Here is a 255-nt window from a genome sequence, read left to right as displayed (position 1 = left end):
TCGTGGCGCGCCTCCTAGCCGGCGCTTGGTGGATGGGATCCGGGCCATTGGTCTCTTCCGTCCTCGCGCGCGGGGCGGCCCCCCCCGCCCCCCCCCGCCCCCCCCGCCCCCCCGGCCCCCCCCCCCCCCGCCCCCCCCCCCCCCCCCCCCACGCCCCCCCCCCCCCCCCCCCCCCCCCGCCGCCCCCCCCCCCCCCGCCCCCCGACCCCCCCCCCACCCCCCAGCCGCCCACACGCACGACCCGATGACGTGACT

1 protein-coding gene is annotated in these 255 nt (G+C 86.3%); it reads right to left on the bottom strand.

Translation table 11 applies throughout. The annotated features are described in order from the left end of the window. Positions 1-255: hypothetical protein (locus AAEZ00_RS21720; RefSeq protein WP_351090059.1), on the bottom strand; the 255-nt coding region annotated here is incomplete at both ends.

The organism is Shewanella sp. S1-49-MNA-CIBAN-0167 (assembly GCF_040310145.1).
In the GTDB taxonomy this organism is placed as follows: Bacteria; Pseudomonadota; Gammaproteobacteria; order Enterobacterales; family Shewanellaceae; genus Shewanella; species Shewanella psychromarinicola.
The sequence above is the reverse complement of the archived record's forward strand: the minus strand, read 5'-3'. Positions and strand labels throughout refer to the sequence as shown.